The organism is Candidatus Trichorickettsia mobilis, from assembly GCF_963422225.1.
Taxonomy (GTDB): Bacteria; Pseudomonadota; Alphaproteobacteria; order Rickettsiales; family Rickettsiaceae; genus Trichorickettsia; species Trichorickettsia mobilis_B.
Window position 1 is genome coordinate 664,252 of sequence record NZ_OY728607.1, and the last position, 18,256, is coordinate 682,507.

15 protein-coding genes and 1 pseudogene are annotated in these 18,256 nt (G+C 33.7%); 10 read left to right on the forward strand and 6 right to left on the reverse strand.

What is annotated here, in order from left to right; translation table 11 throughout:
* Positions 1 to 62 precede the first annotated feature (62 nt).
* A pseudogene (locus R2I74_RS03110) lies at positions 63 to 1,187 on the forward strand (IS91 family transposase).
* Positions 1,188 to 1,761: 574 nt separating this feature from the next.
* Here the strand turns inward: R2I74_RS03110 and R2I74_RS03115 are convergent.
* The 3 genes from R2I74_RS03115 to R2I74_RS03125 all read right to left on the reverse strand — a co-directional run bounded on the left by R2I74_RS03115 (position 1,762) and on the right by R2I74_RS03125 (position 6,376).
* Positions 1,762 to 2,886, reverse strand: coding sequence for an IS91 family transposase (locus tag R2I74_RS03115; RefSeq protein ID WP_316352999.1), 1,125 nt, complete (start codon positions 2,884 to 2,886; stop codon positions 1,762 to 1,764).
* A 115-nt stretch (positions 2,887 to 3,001) separates the two neighbouring features.
* A complete protein-coding gene (locus R2I74_RS03120; RefSeq protein ID WP_316353915.1) occupies positions 3,002 to 4,210 on the reverse strand; it encodes a hypothetical protein in 1,209 nt (402 codons plus the stop codon).
* A 558-nt stretch (positions 4,211 to 4,768) separates the two neighbouring features.
* Complete coding sequence (locus R2I74_RS03125; protein ID WP_316353918.1) at positions 4,769 to 6,376, reverse strand: peptidylprolyl isomerase; 1,608 nt, start codon at positions 6,374 to 6,376, stop codon at positions 4,769 to 4,771.
* A gap of 83 nt (positions 6,377 to 6,459) precedes the next feature.
* Between R2I74_RS03125 and R2I74_RS03130 the strand changes: the two genes are divergently transcribed.
* The 5 genes from R2I74_RS03130 (at position 6,460) to R2I74_RS03150 (ending at position 10,680) form a co-directional block, all read left to right on the forward strand.
* Positions 6,460 to 7,185: a triose-phosphate isomerase gene (locus tag R2I74_RS03130; RefSeq protein ID WP_316353922.1), complete on the forward strand. Its 726-nt coding sequence runs from the start codon at positions 6,460 to 6,462 to the stop codon at positions 7,183 to 7,185.
* Between the two features lie 49 nt (positions 7,186 to 7,234).
* The gene (gene secG / locus R2I74_RS03135) at positions 7,235 to 7,543 is read left to right on the forward strand and encodes a preprotein translocase subunit SecG (RefSeq protein WP_316353923.1); all 309 of its coding nucleotides are present in this window, start codon (positions 7,235 to 7,237) and stop codon (positions 7,541 to 7,543) included.
* A 228-nt stretch (positions 7,544 to 7,771) separates the two neighbouring features.
* Entirely contained in the window at positions 7,772 to 8,914 is a 1,143-nt protein-coding gene (locus tag R2I74_RS03140) for a cyclic nucleotide-binding domain-containing protein (RefSeq protein ID WP_316353924.1), read from the forward strand.
* A gap of 87 nt (positions 8,915 to 9,001) precedes the next feature.
* Positions 9,002 to 9,922: an ABC transporter ATP-binding protein gene (locus R2I74_RS03145; protein WP_316353926.1), complete on the forward strand. Its 921-nt coding sequence runs from the start codon at positions 9,002 to 9,004 to the stop codon at positions 9,920 to 9,922.
* The gene (locus R2I74_RS03150; RefSeq protein ID WP_316353928.1) at positions 9,919 to 10,680 is read left to right on the forward strand and encodes an ABC transporter permease; all 762 of its coding nucleotides are present in this window, start codon (positions 9,919 to 9,921) and stop codon (positions 10,678 to 10,680) included. Before R2I74_RS03145 ends, R2I74_RS03150 begins: the two co-directional genes overlap by 4 nt.
* A gap of 206 nt (positions 10,681 to 10,886) precedes the next feature.
* On the opposite strand, the gene R2I74_RS03155 is transcribed toward R2I74_RS03150, so the two are convergent.
* Together R2I74_RS03155 and R2I74_RS03160 are read right to left on the reverse strand one after the other, a co-directional pair.
* A complete protein-coding gene (locus R2I74_RS03155; RefSeq protein WP_316353929.1) occupies positions 10,887 to 11,498 on the reverse strand; it encodes an adenylyltransferase/cytidyltransferase family protein in 612 nt (203 codons plus the stop codon).
* 26 nt (positions 11,499 to 11,524) lie between these two features.
* Positions 11,525 to 12,109, reverse strand: coding sequence for a phospholipase D family nuclease (locus tag R2I74_RS03160; RefSeq protein WP_394355814.1), 585 nt, complete (start codon positions 12,107 to 12,109; stop codon positions 11,525 to 11,527).
* Positions 12,110 to 12,568: 459 nt separating this feature from the next.
* Between R2I74_RS03160 and R2I74_RS03165 the strand changes: the two genes are divergently transcribed.
* The 3 genes from R2I74_RS03165 (at position 12,569) to R2I74_RS03175 (ending at position 16,882) form a co-directional block, all read left to right on the forward strand.
* Complete coding sequence (locus R2I74_RS03165; protein ID WP_316353930.1) at positions 12,569 to 14,857, forward strand: baseplate megatron protein TIM-barrel domain-containing protein; 2,289 nt, start codon at positions 12,569 to 12,571, stop codon at positions 14,855 to 14,857.
* 26 nt (positions 14,858 to 14,883) lie between these two features.
* Positions 14,884 to 16,008, forward strand: a complete 1,125-nt coding sequence (locus R2I74_RS03170; RefSeq protein ID WP_316352999.1) for an IS91 family transposase — start codon at positions 14,884 to 14,886, stop codon at positions 16,006 to 16,008.
* 196 nt (positions 16,009 to 16,204) lie between these two features.
* Positions 16,205 to 16,882 (forward strand): hypothetical protein, encoded by a 678-nt coding sequence (locus tag R2I74_RS03175; RefSeq protein WP_316353931.1) that lies wholly within the window; start codon positions 16,205 to 16,207, stop codon positions 16,880 to 16,882.
* A gap of 361 nt (positions 16,883 to 17,243) precedes the next feature.
* Here R2I74_RS03175 and R2I74_RS03180 read toward each other — a convergent pair whose 3' ends face one another.
* Positions 17,244 to 17,726 (reverse strand): copper chaperone PCu(A)C, encoded by a 483-nt coding sequence (locus R2I74_RS03180; protein ID WP_316353933.1) that lies wholly within the window; start codon positions 17,724 to 17,726, stop codon positions 17,244 to 17,246.
* A gap of 272 nt (positions 17,727 to 17,998) precedes the next feature.
* On the opposite strand from R2I74_RS03180, the gene R2I74_RS03185 reads away from it, so the two are divergent.
* Positions 17,999 to 18,247 carry a hypothetical protein gene (locus tag R2I74_RS03185; protein ID WP_316353934.1) on the forward strand — a complete coding sequence of 83 codons (249 nt, stop codon included), beginning with the start codon at positions 17,999 to 18,001 and terminating at the stop codon, positions 18,245 to 18,247.
* Positions 18,248 to 18,256: the final 9 nt, after the last annotated feature.

The window sequence follows — 18,256 nt, forward strand, 5'->3', positions numbered from 1 at the left end:
CAAATAATCAGAGTAAAAGATGGAAATAATCGGTAAAGGAATCTCTATAAAACATATTTTTCTTGATCGGGGTAATTGGCGTCGATTTCACTGAAAAATATAGCGAGCTGAGGTATGGTATTATCTTTAACGTTACTAAAGTTATATTGTGCGGAACGAAATATTTAGGATTTAAGAGTTATAGCTGCCCTACATGTGATCACGGTAAATCAGTAGTATTTAGTTGTAAAGGTAGATTTTGTTCTCGTTGCGGTAAGAAGCAAACAGATCAATGGATAAGTAAAGCTACCAATGTTCTACCAAAGACACGTTGGCAGCACATTACATTTACAATGCCCGACTCATTATGGCCAATATTTTGGCTTAATCGCAATCTGTTTGGATTAATTTCTGCTGTTGCCGCCGGAATTATTAAGGAAATAGCAACAAAGAAAAAGATTGTAGTCGCTATATTTACTGCCCTGCACACCTTCGGTAGAGATTTAAAACGTAATGTTCATATCCATTTATCGGTTACTTGCGGCGGTATAGATAGCAAGGGTAATTGGCGTAAATTATTTTTCCCTGCCGAGCCTATTAAAAAAATGTGGAGACATAGAATTCTTGAGTTATTTCGCTCAGAATACGCCTCAAGTAATTTGAAATTACCGTCGAAATATCAAAATGATGGCGATTTTAACAACTAGATGATCGGCCTATATGAAATCAGTTGGTATGTTTATTTGCAAAAACCATCAGACGATCATAAACGCAACATAAACTATTTAGGGCGATATATAAAACGACCTCCTATTTCTGAGGCAAGAATAGAGGAATATGATGGACTGCAAGTAACGTTTAGATTTCTTGACCACTACAATAACACGATTGATCACGTCACAATGCCTGTACTGCAGTTTATATCTAGCCTGATTATGCACATACCCGATCGTTATTTTCGAATAATAAGGTACTACGGCTTTTTATCTAACAGAACTAGAGGAATACAACTACCTATTGTATATAAGGCGATAAACCAAATTATACCTAAGAAAATCAAGTCATTGAACTGGAGATTAATGATTTGGTTAAACTTTAAAAAAGATCCGTTATCTTGTCCAAACTGTAATCAATTTATGAGCCTGAGACAGGTTTATTACGGTTTATCTCCACCCTTGTTATTAGTGAAGATCAATGAATTATTGTGAACGCCTCGGTGATATTCATATGGTGAACCGTTGCTTCACGCCACGTTAATATAATTTTAAAAAATTGGCCTATTTTGAGATAGATTTTAAGAGAAGATTTTTATACAAGTGTCAATAATTTCTAATATCACAATTTAACAACCAAATTTTTAAAGAAAATTTTAAAATTTTCAAAAAAATATTTTTGGTAAAATTTTTGAAATTCCTATACTACAAGATAAAATTAGATTTATTAAACGTGGGCAAAATAATTCATGCCCTATGGTTAATCAAATGCTGGTTAAATTATCTGATAATAGTTATCTCGAACAACAACAGGTGGCAAAAAATGATATAATCAGCAAATTAGAATTATATTTTATAGTATAGGAATTTCAAAAATTTTACCAAAAATATTTTTTTGAAAATTTTAAAATTTTCTTTAAAAATTTGGTTGTTAAATTGTGATATTAGAAATTATTGACACTTGTATAAAAATCTTCTCTTAAAATCTATCTCAAAATAGGCCAATTTTTTAAAATTATATTAACGTGGCGTGAAGCAACGGTTCACCATATGAATATCACCGAGGCGTTCACAATAATTCATTGATCTTCACTAATAACAAGGGTGGAGATAAACCGTAATAAACCTGTCTCAGGCTCATAAATTGATTACAGTTTGGACAAGATAACGGATCTTTTTTAAAGTTTAACCAAATCATTAATCTCCAGTTCAATGACTTGATTTTCTTAGGTATAATTTGGTTTATCGCCTTATATACAATAGGTAGTTGTATTCCTCTAGTTCTGTTAGATAAAAAGCCGTAGTACCTTATTATTCGAAAATAACGATCGGGTATGTGCATAATCAGGCTAGATATAAACTGCAGTACAGGCATTGTGACGTGATCAATCGTGTTATTGTAGTGGTCAAGAAATCTAAACGTTACTTGCAGTCCATCATATTCCTCTATTCTTGCCTCAGAAATAGGAGGTCGTTTTATATATCGCCCTAAATAGTTTATGTTGCGTTTATGATCGTCTGATGGTTTTTGCAAATAAACATACCAACTGATTTCATATAGGCCGATCATCCAGTTGTTAAAATCGCCATCATTTTGATATTTCGACGGTAATTTCAAATTACTTGAGGCGTATTCTGAGCGAAATAACTCAAGAATTCTATGTCTCCACATTTTTTTAATAGGCTCGGCAGGGAAAAATAATTTACGCCAATTACCCTTGCTATCTATACCGCCGCAAGTAACCGATAAATGGATATGAACATTACGTTTTAAATCTCTACCGAAGGTGTGCAGGGCAGTAAATATAGCGACTACAATCTTTTTCTTTGTTGCTATTTCCTTAATAATTCCGGCGGCAACAGCAGAAATTAATCCAAACAGATTGCGATTAAGCCAAAATATTGGCCATAATGAGTCGGGCATTGTAAATGTAATGTGCTGCCAACGTGTCTTTGGTAGAACATTGGTAGCTTTACTTATCCATTGATCTGTTTGCTTCTTACCGCAACGAGAACAAAATCTACCTTTACAACTAAATACTACTGATTTACCGTGATCACATGTAGGGCAGCTATAACTCTTAAATCCTAAATATTTCGTTCCGCACAATATAACTTTAGTAACGTTAAAGATAATACCATACCTCAGCTCGCTATATTTTTCAGTGAAATCGACGCCAATTACCCCGATCAAGAAAAATATGTTTTATAGAGATTCCTTTACCGATTATTTCCATCTTTTACTCTGATTATTTGTAATGACTTGCATATTACCTTTGATAACAGAAGTTGGCAAGAGATGTAAAAAGCTAAGCTGCCACCGATAGGTGGCTTATCTTGGATATAGTTTCTTCAAAAATAGGCAAAGAATCAACAAAATCTGTATTCTCATAATTAACTTGCTGTATACTTACTTGATCCTGTACCACATAAAGTAGGTTCATTAATTTACCCAGGTCACACATATGTAACTCACTTAAACAATGTATTAGTGAATTATACAACATCTCATCATTACTAGTACGAACTATATAGATTATTGAAGCCAGCACCGCCTTAAAATCCCAATTTTGTGGCAGACGATCATGAACATTATTCATTCCAGATAATAGATCTACTACTGCTGGTATAGTTAATTGGTTATGCACACTATGCCACTTACTATTAGTCCAACCACTAAAATCATTGCTTTTAAAGTCATTTATCTCCTGAGTGATTTGCTCTTCGGTTAGCGAAAATTTCTCCTGTAAAATTGTCAAGATTTCTGATGCACTAATTTGATTAAGTTCATAACCATCTAAACGGCCATTACTTAGATCTAACTTAATTATACTAGAGATAGGTTTTTTTGGTTCTACCGAACCTAAATTACGCAATGCTTTAATAATCTCAATCTCTCCATCCGCTAGATCAATTAACCTTTCTCCATTATCATTTTTATAATTTACATCAAATAACGGTATCTGTTGCTCATCTGTCTGCCTAAGTAGAGTCTTAGCAATACCCCACCTATCCCCAAAACAATAATTTTCTGATTTTAAAAAAGATAGTGGCAGGTTATTTTGTTCGTCACCGAACTTTTGAGTCCAATCTACCTGATGTTTGGACATAGCTTTAACAATACCGCCTAAGTTAATTGCGTGGATCCCATTACTAGTTGTTATTATATCCAAAACAGAATCACCATTTTGGCTTTTAGCATTAAGATCGATTATTATACCTTGGCCATAAAAAATATCTAAAATTAAATCTTTATAATACATAGAAAAATAAATAGATCCTGGAAATCCTCTCAATAGTGAGCAAGCAAGATCTTGTAAATCATATTTACCTTTTAGTTTCGTAATTATATTTGTTAATTGTTCACCTGCATCCGCAATAGCAGTAAGCACTTCTAAGTCGGTTGGGGGAATTGTTAATATAGCACCCTCTACCGCTGTTTGCAGTAAACGTTCAGTTGTTTCCTCAATTTTTCCATTGAGTTCTCTAAATCTTTCAGGAATATGCACATGTTTCATAATTTTATACCTTGTTGTTAAATGTATCTGATATAATAGTATCTATTCACTAATATGTCAATATTTTATTTTACTAAAATAGAATATATATTAAATTAATATGCAAAATCTTTACCAATTAAGGTAGTATCAAGTTATTTATCAAATAGAGATCTGGATAATAGACTTAATCACAATAAATTTCTGTGAGAGGATTTGAAAGAGATACTACAGCTTGATCCACAAGTGTATAGCTTCAATCTATAAGGTAGTAACTTTTTTTGATACTGTTTGTAAGTTCACGGTTTTTGAAAATACCCTCGATATCATTCCGGCGAAAGCCAAAAATCCAGAAAATCTAGTAGATTTTTATCAACTTAAGATTTAAGTAAAAAAACTTGATTTCGACGAAAGCCGGAATGACATCGGTATTTTTTAAACCAACTTTAGACAGTTATAAGTGAGTGGAGTGTTGTATTGACGGGTTTATATATCCTTCTTTTCCCTTAACTTGACGCGTATAGTTCGTATAGTTTCAGTTCCATCCTTTTTGCTTGAGAACAGGAGTTTCTGGCAATTTTAATTCTCGGTAATTCCTAAAATAGAATGATGGTTATTAATTTTAATTTTATTCTTTTGTCCAAAATATTGAATCATTTCTTCAATAACTCCTTGTTTTATATTGCTTGCAATATTCTCTCCCTTGCTTTTTTTAATATTTCGTATTTTTGCACTATCGGTTTTAATTGATTTTATGTGAGCAAAATATGCTTTGTTATTTTTAATAAATACTGGGGTATTGATGCCCAATTTGGTCTGAAAAATAACCATGTTAAGTTCAGTAGGCAAAGCATTATTATGATCTAAATCAGCTCTAATCATAAAAAACTTTGGATCTACTATGACCCCTAATAGTTTTAATTGTTGAATATCAATATTTTTAGGATTGTAGCTTACTGCGAGTTCATTAAATTTTTCTAAGTTTAACCCACGTAAATGCTGAGCTTGCCATAGCTTTTCTGCTTTTGTGCTAACTACTTCAAAAGCTTCGAGTATACTAGGGTTTATATTATTAATCTCAATTAATAATAAATCTCCGTCACTACCTACCTCTATTGGGTAAGATACTTCCTCTACAGCCATTTCAAAGATAGTAGCTGCTACTTCAGAGAGTAAAGCAGTTTTTCCATTAATAACATCATTATAGGTTACATTATCAATATTCTGTAAAGACAGGTTATATTTTTCTACAATTTCTTTTAAGCTAGCACCGCTAGCGACATCATCTTCTAGATTCTTATTAAACTCCATTCGTAATTCATCAAATTTCTGCTGCTTTAACGAAGCTGTAACCTGCTTTCTAGCTTTATCAAAATTTTTATTATCAAATTCATCAATATTCTCTTGGTAAAAATTCATTAATTCTTCATTAGTAATCTTAATTCTTTGTTTGATTATGCTGCTCGGAACTATAATGTAGGATAAATCACGCCTTTCTGGTAAAACAAATGAATCTTGATGATCATGATAAAACTGCGTCAACTGATCTCTAGTAGGTACTGGGGATATAAGCTTATTGTTGGTATTATCAAGATCAATTTGTACTAAATCTACATCTCTTTTTTCAGACATATAATCAATGACATTATTTACCATGATTTCTGGAACCTGAAAAGTATCTGAGAATACATTCAGTAAAGCACTTTTTAGAATTTCTTCTTTAAGACGTTGCAGGTATTCTTCTTCTTTCTGGTAAGAATTTCTAATCACCGAATGAAAAATCTGAATATCAAATTCTCCATATGAATTGTTAAAAATTGGTGCTTGTTTTATAAACTGGATTACGGTATTTTCGCTCAAATTAAGATCATAATATTGCGTAATATGATTGAAGATACTACTATTAATTAGTCTTTGTAGAATAATCTGATCAATTTCCAATTCTTTAATATCTTCATCGGTTAAATGAAGATTATTTTGCTTTTGTATAATCGCAATTTCCTCAGATTTTGCTTTTAAAAAAGCTTGTTCGGTAATATTCTTAGCATCGGAGAATGTTACTAAATCAAAATTATTGGTAGCTTGTAATACATCTTTTATGCCAAAGCCAATAAAAGCAAACACTACGACTCCTAAAAAGATACGTACGCCAATGTTATTGGCCATTTTTCTAATTTCACGTAACATAATAATTACAAATACCTATTTACTTATCTTTACAAACACCTAAAATAATTAGCATTCTCAATATCTGCAAGTGATTTCTCATCATGAAACCTTTTATTATCGCAAATTGGAAAATGCATTTTTCATTAGCTGAAGCAGTAGACATATGTTTTGACATTATCTCTCAAGATCTTCAGCATAATTTAATTATAGCAACACCAGCACCTTATCTTGCTTATCTTAGTAATAAGTTTGAATCGATAAAATTTTGCGCACAAAATGTAAGTCACTTTGCTGATCCTGGGGCATATACTGGCGAATTCTCGGCAATGATGCTAAAAAGCTCGAACATAGATTATGCAGTGATTGGGCATAGTGAGCGTAGAAATATATTTAGTGAAACTAATGAGTTAATTGCACAAAAAGTTCGTCACTGTATACAAAATAGAGTTACGCCAATAATTTGTATTGGTGAATCATTATTTATCAGAGATAAGTATGATTACAAAACTTTCCTCACAACACAATTAATCAATTCGATAGCTGATCTCAGTTTAATTCAACAGAGGTTTATTATTGCTTATGAACCAATATGGTCTATCGGTACTGATATGATCCCTACGAATGAGCAATTAATAGAAATCTTTACTCATCTCCACTCTATTTGTCATCAAACTCAGATTGCAAATAACATAAATTTGGTGTATGGTGGGTCGGTAAATTTAAATAATATACAACAGATATTAAACATACCATATATCCAGGGAGTATTGATAGGAAAAGCTGCTCTAGACTCCGGGGTATTATCACAAATGTTAAAAAATATTTAGGCATTGCCTAACAAAAAAATTCTGATTTTAATTTTAGTTTGGTACAACCATGAGTATATTACTTTTTGTTCATGTTATAATCGCTGTATTACTGATCGCTGTTATTCTACTACAACAAACCGGAACTGATGGATTAAGCGGGATTGGCGGTGGTAGCGGTGGAGGTAATATGGGAATGGTTACTGCTCGTTCTGCGGCTAACTTTCTGACAAGAACAACTATAATATTAGCTATACTATTCTTTATTAATGCCATTATTCTTGCTAATCTCTCTTCGCAAAAGCAAGTTGATCTTGATAAAAAAATCAATGAGTCGTTAATAAAAGAAGAAGGAACAACTTTACCAATGGCTAAGTAATGAACCGATTAATATGTTTGAAAATCCTCCTATACTAATACAAATACCATTTGCATCTCCAAATTGGTTGCTTAAAATGTTGCCTTGGATAAATATTGGCAATAGTGTTTATAAGGTTAGTTCAATAAATTTTGAAAAAAAACACCACAACAACGACTTACTATTCCAAAGAACACTAACATCATAACAGCAGCCGACTCTTATTTTTTATCAGATTTACTAAGATGTGTGTCTTTATTTAAACCTTTGCCGGAAGAACTAATAAAAGAAATAATACAGAATGTATATCAAAAAAATGTCAAAGTAGGAGATGTAATTGTTAAACAAGGTGATATTGCTAAAGCATTCTATATTGTTGTTAATGGCCAATATAATGTAACTAATAAAACTATTGATGATAAAGAGACGATATTAAATTCATTAACTAGCGGTGATTATTTTGGTGAAATGGCTCTTTTAAAAGAAATTCCACGGCAAGCAACTATTACGGCTGTCACTAAAGGAAGCCTCATTGTCTTAAATAAAGAAGCTTTTGACAAGATAGTAAGTGATTCGCAACTAAAGAAACAATTAGAGGAAATAGTTGAGGTAAGAAAAAAAGAATTAACAACAATAAAACAACCCAATGAAAATCTATCATTCGTAACAGAATTTGCAGAACCACCACATCCAGACAATTATCCAAATTTTATAGAAAATTCAACCGAGAATCAATTAGATATAATTCAAGCAACTATAACCTTAAATACAAAAAATAATGATGAGAATTATAGCCAACAATTAGATGAACAATTAGAAACTACTGCCAGAAAGATAGAAGATAGAGAAGAATGGGAAATTATTAATAATAAAAAATATGGATTATTACATAATATTTCTGCTGCTATGTCATGTGACGCCAAGCTAAAATCCTTAACCCCTGATAATTTCGACGATTTATTATCTTTAGTTTGGAATAAACCTTCTTTCTTTTTGGCAAATCCTAAAGCTGTAGCTGCATTTGCTAAAAAATGTACGCATAATCATATAGCACTTAAAACTGTTGATATACATGGTGCAAGCTTCATCACATGGCGTGGTGTTCCAATAATACCATCTAATAATATGGTGGTAGACAATAGCTTGGGCACTCAAAGTACTAATATTCTTTTAATGCGTATTGGTGAAAAAGAAAAAGGAGTAGTAGGCTTATATCAAGATAATAATAACCTTCATAAAATTTCAAGCTTAACTATTGAGCCTATAATCGACGCTAATGAAGATTTAATATCTAAATATAAAATAACCAGACATTTTTCTGTGTTTATATTATCTCTAGACGCTATAGCAGTATTAAGAAATGTTGCTTTAGGTTCTTGTGTGGAAATTTGAAAACAGTCAATTTTTCGTTATTTTGTTCTCGAATGCATTAGCCTTATAATTGATCCAGCTTTCAACAAAATCTTTGATTAAAAAATAATGACAGCTATCTCTATTCGTGGACTGAAAAAAACTTATAATAACGGTTTTAAAGCGCTAGATGATATTAATCTAGAAATACAACCAGGGGAGATATTTGCACTTCTTGGTCCAAACGGTGCGGGTAAGACCACACTGATCAGCGCTGTATGCGGCATTGTAAAAACTACTGCTGGTAGCATTAAGGTATTTGGTAACGATAATATAAAAGATTATCGCGCAGCCAGGTCGCACATAGGCTTAGTACCGCAAGAATTAACTACAGATGCATTTGAAAGTGTCTGGAACACGGTTAGTTTTAGTCGTGGTCTTTTTGGAAAACCAGCAAACTCATCTTATATCAAAGAGCTTCTAGAAAAATTATCGCTCTGGGATAAGAAAGATGAGCAGATCCGTATGTTATCTGGCGGCATGAAACGGCGAGTGATGATTGCCAAGGCACTGTCACATGAGCCAGATATTCTGTTTCTGGATGAGCCTACAGCTGGTGTTGATGTAGAATTACGCAAATCTATGTGGGCACAGATGTCTGTGCTTAGAGAATCTGGCGTGACTATTATTCTTACCACTCACTATATCGAAGAAGCTGAGGAAATAGCAGACCGTATCGGAGTAATTAATAAAGGAAAATTGATCATTACCGAAGAAAAAACAACGTTAATGAAAAAATTGGGTAAGAAGCAGTTAATAATAAATCTCCATGAACCTCTTGCAGGAATTCCGAAACAATTGTCAAAATTTAATGTACAGCTTGCTGAAGAAGGAAAACAGCTAGTTTTCAATTATGATCCATTGACAGAAGATAATGAGGTAGCAAATTTACTAGATAACTTAAAAGAAAATGCCATAAAGTATAAAGATCTAGCTACACGCCAAAGCTCACTTGAAGAAATATTCATACAATTAGTAGGTAAATCATGAATTACCACGGCATTTGGGCTATCTTTAAATTTGAAATGGTGCGAGCTTTTCGTACCATAGGACAGACCATTGCTTCACCGATTATTTCAACCATACTCTATTTTATTGTTTTTGGCTCAGCCATCGGCACGCATATCAAGGATATTGATGGAGTGCATTATGGTGCATTTATAGTTCCTGGATTAACTATGCTGACAATATTAGGGCAAAGCATTGCTAATGCATCCTTTGGTATCTATTTCCCACGCTTTACCGGGACGATCTATGAAATTTTATCAGCGCCGCTTTCATCTTTTGAGGTTGCTATTGGTTATGTTGGTGCTGCTGTAACTAAATCATTGATCATTGGTGCGATAGTGCTGCTGACTGCTGGGTTTTTTGTCCCTATTAAAGTTATGCATCCAGTGTGGATGGTATTTTTTCTGCTTATGACCTGTATTACCTTTAGTGTGCTTGGCTTTATCATCGGTATTTTGGCAGATGGGTTTGAGCAATTACAGCTGATTCCTTTACTGGTCATTGCCCCGCTAACCTTCTTGGGTGGAAGTTTTTACTCTATTAGTATGCTTCCGGAATTTTGGCAAAAAATTTCTCTTTTGAATCCTGTTGTTTACCTTATCAGCGGTTTTAGGTGGAGTTTTTATGAAAGTGCAGATGTTAGCTTAGGTATTAGTGTGGTGATGATATTAATCTTTATGACAATTTGTATTATGTTGATGGCCTGGATATTCAAAACTGGCTATCGACTAAGAAATTAGTAAAATAATCTGTGAGCGTTGATTCACGAGTTTTGAAGTTGTTATGGCACTTTTAAATTATTTTATTAACAGTGCCATAGTATGTATAGCAAAGCCAGTTGGATTATGGTACGTTAATAATTTCAGAGCGAGGTAGATTACTTTTGTTGCACACAGCTGAGACTTACAAAATTGACGTACCATAATCCAACTGGCTTTGCTATAACTTATTTTGATAAGTAACGAAGCCGATAAGCATTGTTAGTTACATTCTCCATTAGCCATTGATAAATTTTATCTGGCAAACCAAGAGGACAATGGTTCCAGTTTATAAATAAATCAGCTCTAATATCGGTAGCATTAATTGAATTCTCTATCGTTGTTAGGTCTAAAGCCCAATTAGGAAATAAATGCAAGTAATATGAAGATTGATCTTTTGAACAGCCCAGTAAAGTAATTGATGAATTACCAAAATATTTTTTGGCCTCGATTTTCACTGCTTCAAGCCATTCTTGATCTTTTTTAAAGTCATTGACAGGCGCAATAAAAACTCGTTTATTTTCTTTTTCAGTTAAATTTATACGAATCATTTGCTCTCTTTCGTGGACAGTAAATGGATTTTTAGAACTAAGAGGAGCATTGGCTGAACCTAAAATAACAAGGGTTCTTTGACAGTTCTTTAAACCATTCTGTAATATTTTTAGGTGTTCTTGATGAAATGGCTGGAAACGGCCAATAAAAATGCAGCCAGTTTTAGGATTATGGCTACAGCCAGTGAAAAATGCAAAAATTCCAACATAGCACAAACATTTAAGATTTTTAATGACTTGTAGCTTCATATATTATCCGCATATAGATAGAATATTTAATAACTTTGTGCTTGGCGGTTAAGCCAATTTTTGAGATAGCTTTCAGCAATCTGTTCATCTTCGATCAACACCAGATTTTCAGCATTACGCTGATCGGCTGCTTTGCTAAAATTGAAGCTGCCAGTAAGTACTTTACGCTTATCAATGACTATTACCTTGTTGTGAGCAATGCCTGGCACCTTATCTATCTTGACTTTAATTCCGGCATTTTGTAATTCAGTTATTTTAGAATGACGATCATCTAAATTGCTACGATCAAGCAATACTTGCACCTTTACTCCACGATTTATCGCTGCAATTAATTGATATATTATTGGCTGAGAAGTAAAGCTATAAGCTTGCACATAAATAGTATCTTTAGCTTTAGCTATTTCCTGAGCAATTAATGCTCCACAACCTGAAGGTGGAGTAAAACAGACATTAAATTTGTCTGTTTTAGGATGAAAATTATGCCAGGTACCTATGCCTACCATCTCTTCATATCCTATTCCAGCAGTAACTCCTAACATAAATATTCCGATTACAGATCCACGTATTCCATATAATTTTTTAATGGCTAGTTTAGTTTTTCTGTTAGTCATAATTTTTATTCTTTAATTTATATTATTAAGTATATAATCCGAGTAAATGAAAAGTTGGTAAATGTAACCAACATCATCCCGAACTTGTTTCTAGCTATTTCACATAAGTGTAAGCGTTCACAGGTTTTTAAGATTGAACGCAAGTCAGCGGCTTACAAAGCTACAACTACCGTCTGAGCTGAGAAGTGAAACGACGAAGCAATCCAGAAAATAGCTAAAAAACATTGATTTCAACTGGATTGCTTCGTCGTTTCACTCCTCAGCTCAGACGATTTTTTTAAAAACCGTGAACAACGCTCACGAGGGAGTTGTGCTCAAGTTCCGCGTAGTGACCTTTGTTTCGTACACTTGCATCCGAAATTTTAGAAAACCAATTCTTGAAAGATGAGCAGTATACTTAGTCCAGCATGCAACTAATGTTATAGTAATGGTTTGTTAATATAACATAAATGGTAAATAATGTTTGGAAAAATTTTTTCGATCTTAGGCGGAGCTATAGGTAGTAGTTTTGGTGGTGGAATATTATCAACTATCGGTCGTTTTGCTGGGAACATGCTGGGAACGTATTTGGAGCAATCTCAGCATAAAGTAGAAGAGCATCATCGTTTTAAAAATGTTAAAGATAGCTTTGCTTTATCCAGAGCAATGTATGGCGAGGTGATACCACTAATATTTGGTACTGCAAGGGTAGGTGGGAAGATTATTTGGGCACAACAGATTAAAGAGGTGCGCAATAATTCTACTGAAAAAAAATATTTCAAACAATTTCATCAAGTTAAAGAATTACATCATACTACCGAATGTGAGTATTATTTGTCATTTGCCGTTAGTATCTGTGAAGGTAAAATTGCTGATGTTATTAGGGTATGGGCTAATGATAGCTTAATTAATCTTAGCGATTATAAATGTCGACTCTATCTTGGTACTGAGGAACAATTACCGGATAGCTTGATTGTTGCTAGCACTGGTGGTCAGGCTCCAGCATTTCGGGGTTTAAGTTATATTATCTTCGAAGAATTACCATTAGCAGATTTCGGCAGTACCGTTCCTAATTTTTCATTTGAAGTTATAAGAAAAGCTAATATCCAAGCACAGTCAACAGTTGAAGATATTGTGAAATCAATAGTAATGATTCCGGGATCCGGAGAATTTGTTTATGACACGGTAGTACAACATAAGCGTATTGGCACTAATATTGCCAAAAAAATTATTAATTCTCATAATTATAAGAATATTGCCAATAGCGTCTATAGCTTGAATCAGCTACAGATAATATGTGAGAATGTGGAGTGGATAGCACCGGTAGCGTGCTGGTTTGGCGATAGTACAGATGCTATTGATTGTATAATCAAGCCGGCGATTGAGTTTAATGATCAGTATGTAAAATATTCCGAAGAATGGCAAGTTGGTAGATATTCGCGCTCAACAGCTAAGGAAATATCTAAAGATGAGGCCGGTAATCCCAGATATGGCGGTAGTGTCAATGATGCTAGTATAGTTCGTTATTTACAGGAATTAAAAAGACGTAACTTGAAAATAATGTTTTATCCGATGGTGTTTCTCGATATACAAAATAAGCCGTGGCGTGGTCACTTAACCGGTACTGCTGAAGCAATAGTTGAGTTTTTTAATAAAGAGGAAGGCTATAATAATTTTATCTTACATTATGCAGAATTAGTAAAAGATTATGTTGATGCTTTTGTTATCGGCTCAGAGCTTATTGGCTTAACCAAAGTGCAAAATACAGTGAGGCAATATCCGGCAGTAATTGAGCTCATTAAATTAGCAGAGCGAGTTAAAGCCATTGTCGGTAGTGTGTTAGTAACCTATGCCGCTGATTGGTCAGAATACCATCACACTACGGGAGGATGGTATAATCTTGATCCTTTATGGGCTTCGCCCTATATCGATTTTATTGGCATCGATGCTTACTTTCCAGTAACCAGAACCACCAATTCCAATATTAGTTTTGAGGATATGGTAGCAGGATGGCAAACAGGAGAAGGGTTTGATTATTATACGGATAATGAAATCCGATATGATCTGGCGCCAGAATATGCCTGGAAAAATCTGCGTCACTGGTGGGAAAATCGCCACCAGAATCCGGATGGCATGTTTACCGAGTGGCAGCCTCGGTTGAAACAGATCTGGTTTACTGAATTTGGCTTCCCATCAATAGATAAGGCGACTAATCAGCCGAATGTATTTTTTGACCCTAATTGTGTTGATGGCGGAGTACCGAGATATTCTTCTGGTGATATCGATTTTTCTATTCAGCGTAAAGCAATTAAAGCATTTATTGAATATTGGCAGTCGCAGGAATATATCGGGCAAATGTTTTTATGGACCTGGGATGCTAGGCCTTATCCGGCGTGGCCACATATGAATATATGGCGTGATGGATATTTATGGGAGAAAGGTCATTGGGTCAATAATAAATTTGGTGCTGCAAGCATTGCGGCAATTATTCTTGAATTATCAGAGCGGTGTGGTCTTAATCTTAATAAAATCGATGTGGTGACTTTGGATGATATTGTCGAAGGTGTTATATTTAACCGACCGATGACGATTACTGATGCTATTAATATTTTAAGAGTTGGTTATTTTTTTGATATTACAGCAAGTGCACAAGATAAGCCACCTATCGGTGGCAGCTTAGCTTTTTACATCTCTTGCCAACTTCTGTTATCAAAGGTAATATGCAAGTCATTACAAATAATCAGAGTAAAAGATGGAAATAATCGGTAAAGGAATCTCTATAAAACATATTTTTCTTGATCGGGGTAATTGGCGTCGATTTCACTGAAAAATATAGCGAGCTGAGGTATGGTATTATCTTTAACGTTACTAAAGTTATATTGTGCGGAACGAAATATTTAGGATTTAAGAGTTATAGCTGCCCTACATGTGATCACGGTAAATCAGTAGTATTTAGTTGTAAAGGTAGATTTTGTTCTCGTTGCGGTAAGAAGCAAACAGATCAATGGATAAGTAAAGCTACCAATGTTCTACCAAAGACACGTTGGCAGCACATTACATTTACAATGCCCGACTCATTATGGCCAATATTTTGGCTTAATCGCAATCTGTTTGGATTAATTTCTGCTGTTGCCGCCGGAATTATTAAGGAAATAGCAACAAAGAAAAAGATTGTAGTCGCTATATTTACTGCCCTGCACACCTTCGGTAGAGATTTAAAACGTAATGTTCATATCCATTTATCGGTTACTTGCGGCGGTATAGATAGCAAGGGTAATTGGCGTAAATTATTTTTCCCTGCCGAGCCTATTAAAAAAATGTGGAGACATAGAATTCTTGAGTTATTTCGCTCAGAATACGCCTCAAGTAATTTGAAATTACCGTCGAAATATCAAAATGATGGCGATTTTAACAACTGGATGATCGGCCTATATGAAATCAGTTGGTATGTTTATTTGCAAAAACCATCAGACGATCATAAACGCAACATAAACTATTTAGGGCGATATATAAAACGACCTCCTATTTCTGAGGCAAGAATAGAGGAATATGATGGACTGCAAGTAACGTTTAGATTTCTTGACCACTACAATAACACGATTGATCACGTCACAATGCCTGTACTGCAGTTTATATCTAGCCTGATTATGCACATACCCGATCGTTATTTTCGAATAATAAGGTACTACGGCTTTTTATCTAACAGAACTAGAGGAATACAACTACCTATTGTATATAAGGCGATAAACCAAATTATACCTAAGAAAATCAAGTCATTGAACTGGAGATTAATGATTTGGTTAAACTTTAAAAAAGATCCGTTATCTTGTCCAAACTGTAATCAATTTATGAGCCTGAGACAGGTTTATTACGGTTTATCTCCACCCTTGTTATTAGTGAAGATCAATGAATTATTGTGAACGCCTCGGTGATATTCATATGGTGAACCGTTGCTTCACGCCACGTTAATATAATTTTAAAAAATTGGCCTATTTTGAGATAGATTTTAAGAGAAGATTTTTATACAAGTGTCAATAATTTCTAATATCACAATTTAACAACCAAATTTTTAAAGAAAATTTTAAAATTTTCAAAAAAATATTTTTGGTAAAATTTTTGAAATTCCTATACTATAAAATAAAGTCAGTATTTGGCGAACAATCTGATGTTGCAGTGACAAAATGGTTTAGTGATATTTTAAACAAAGTAGCCCCTGAGAATTGGAAATGGTATACTACCAAGGTTCAAGGTATATTTAATGAAGTATTTACTTTTGCTGAGTCTGGGCCAGGATTTGATCCAGAAGATGATGTGAAAATTGATAGTTACCATTTTTATGGATTGAATGATCATATTATAAATAAATTAATTAATAAAATTATGCCTGGGCTTGAACATGATCGCCAAGTAGCTGATTGGCAAGAAGCTGTGTATCAAGGTTTCTCAGTTGAGGTGGCTGAATTTTTTGAACAAATGAAGCAAGGCACTATAGAAGAAATGAAAGCATTATTTGATTATATGCATTATAACTCCGAAAAATTATACGGTGACTTCACTAGTATAAAGCCTGATTTAATAAAACATTACTATCAACAAATGGAGCTTCAAGACCACGAGAAAGCTAATAAGTTTTTAGATTTGTTAAGAACTCATTGTGCTCTTAACCAAGAAACAAAAGAGTTGATAGATTTCGTAGATGCAACTAATGTTGTGACTGATCTAGTCAGTTACGTTGAGTTGCATGATAGTAAACTTGGTGGAGAGATTCAGGACTTAGAATCCAATGAGTTTTAGGTTGCAGATAAGTACTTTTATTCTGACAGATGAATTTTATGGCGGACCTGCGTAAGCATATATTTATGCGTAAAGGTGAGATCAGACAAATTCACTGTCATTACATAGTATCATAGGCTATAGTTGAGAAATGACAGTAAAACTTAAGATAGATTTTTTAAGTTTTACTAGACCTCTTCGAAAACTGCATGTAAGAGAGAAATTTTTAGGAAGAACGAAGACGAGCACCGCAGCGTACTCTTGTTTGTTTCGGAGCGGAGACAAGTTTTGACAACAAAATTACCTCTTATATCTACTGATCTGACATGCTCTTAGACTTGGATACTTTTTTGATTGTTGCAACAACGCCTTTAGAAATAGCTTAGTTACCAGATTTAACAATAACTTCTACGGTTTGTGTATCAGCATTTTCAAATAATAACTGCAAATTAAATTTGTCACCTACATTTAGCGCTTTTTGTAACCCGAAGAGCATAATATGCATTTTACCTGGTGCTAATGTTATAGTACTCCCAGCTGGAATAACAATATTATCTATCTTTATCATTCTACTAACTCCAGTTTGATCAACAAAACTATTGTGTAGTTCAATATTATTAGCAATATCTGTTGCTGCTGCGCTTATAAGTTTATAATCTTTATTTGAATTATTCTTTATAACTAAATATGCTGCAGAATTGCCTTGAGCAGACATTGATGGTCTAGCCCATGGAGATGTTATTTCTAGACCAGTATGTTGTGTTACTTTATTTTTACTCTGTGTAGTTTTTGGATTTAAATCATCAGCAAAAATGTTTGGTATAAAAGATAGAATAGCCAATAATAATAAAATTTTTTTGTACATATGACGTCACTCACTTATTAAATTTACGATAACATTATATTATATAACTCACCTTACGCAAGAAAAAGAAAAGCTGAATAAAAATATAAATTAGATATAATTCTACAAACAAAAATTGATTAGCATGCACGCGACACTAAATATTGACGTTGTTGCAAGAATCAAAGAAGTATCCAAGTCTAAGTGGCAATAGACGCCTTGCCACTTCCATACAAACGCTGTAATAAATTCAGCTAAATCAAACCAGCATATGGAGTTTTAAAAAAAAACTCTTGTCTATAAACCTATATGCCAAGATTGATATAAACAAAGGTTTATATATAGACAAAGATAACATTATAACACCGTGTTTAACTGCCATTTATGAAAATAACGTAGAAGCTTTTGAATTATTGATGAAGACAAGCGCTGCAAATACCCCAAAAATAGCTGCACAATACAAAATAACGCCCGAAATACACAAAGGCGTTATAAATAATCTTAAAGAAGTGCTTAATGCAATCACCGAAATATCTGATTAATTGCCAATC